Source organism: Microbispora sitophila (genome assembly GCF_014892245.1).
In the GTDB taxonomy this organism is placed as follows: domain Bacteria; phylum Actinomycetota; class Actinomycetes; order Streptosporangiales; family Streptosporangiaceae; genus Microbispora; species Microbispora siamensis.
In genome coordinates this window covers 1-1,072 of the sequence record NZ_JADBGC010000090.1, presented here as the reverse complement: position 1 = coordinate 1,072, position 1,072 = coordinate 1, and the positions used below count along the sequence as shown (strand labels likewise).

Sequence of the window (1,072 nt, the reverse complement as noted above, 5' to 3'; positions counted from 1 at the left end):
CAGATGGTGTCGGTGGCGACCGCCATGATCCCCTTCCTCGAGCACGACGACGCCAACCGCGCGCTGATGGGTTCGAACATGCAGCGTCAGTCGGTGCCTTTGCTGAAGAGCGAGGCGCCGCTGGTCGGCACCGGCATGGAGTATCGCGCCGCGACCGATGCCGGGGACGTCATCACCGCCGAGAAGGCCGGTGTGGTGGAGGAGGTCTCGGCCGACTACATCACCGTGATGAACGACGACGGCACGCGGACGACGTACCGGGTGGCGAAGTTCAAGCGGTCCAACCAGGGCACCTGCTTCAACCAGAAGCCGATCGTCGCCGAGGGCGACCGGGTCGAGCAGGGTCAGGTCGTCGCCGACGGCCCGTGCACCGACAACGGTGAGATGGCGCTGGGCAAGAACCTGCTGGTCGCGTTCATGCCGTGGGAGGGTCACAACTACGAGGACGCGATCATCCTGTCCCAGCGTCTGGTGCAGGACGACGTGCTGTCGTCGATTCACATCGAGGAGCACGAGGTCGACGCCCGTGACACCAAGCTGGGGCCTGAGGAGATCACCCGGGACATCCCGAACGCCTCCGAGGACGCTCTGGCCGACCTGGACGAGCGGGGCATCATCCGGATCGGCGCCGAGGTGGTGACCGGCGACATCCTGGTGGGCAAGGTCACGCCCAAGGGTGAGACGGAGCTGACGCCCGAGGAGCGGCTGCTGCGCGCGATCTTCGGTGAGAAGGCGCGTGAGGTCCGCGACACCTCGCTGAAGGTGCCGCACGGTGAGTCCGGCAAGGTCATCGGCGTGCGGGTGTTCAGCCGTGAGGAGGGTGACGAGCTTCCTCCGGGTGTCAACGAGCTGGTGCGTGTCTACGTGGCGCAGAAGCGCAAGATCACCGATGGTGACAAGCTCGCCGGCCGTCACGGCAACAAGGGCGTCATCTCCAAGATCCTGCCGGTGGAGGACATGCCGTTCCTGGAGGACGGCACGCCGGTCGACATCGTCCTCAACCCGCTGGGCGTGCCCGGCCGGATGAACGTCGGCCAGGTGCTGGAGACACATCTCGGGTGGATCGCCGCCC

At 66.6% G+C, this 1,072-nt stretch carries 1 pseudogene; it reads left to right on the top strand.

The window, feature by feature from the left end:
* Positions 1–1,072, top strand: a pseudogene (locus IL992_RS45550) (DNA-directed RNA polymerase subunit beta); the annotation flags it as partial.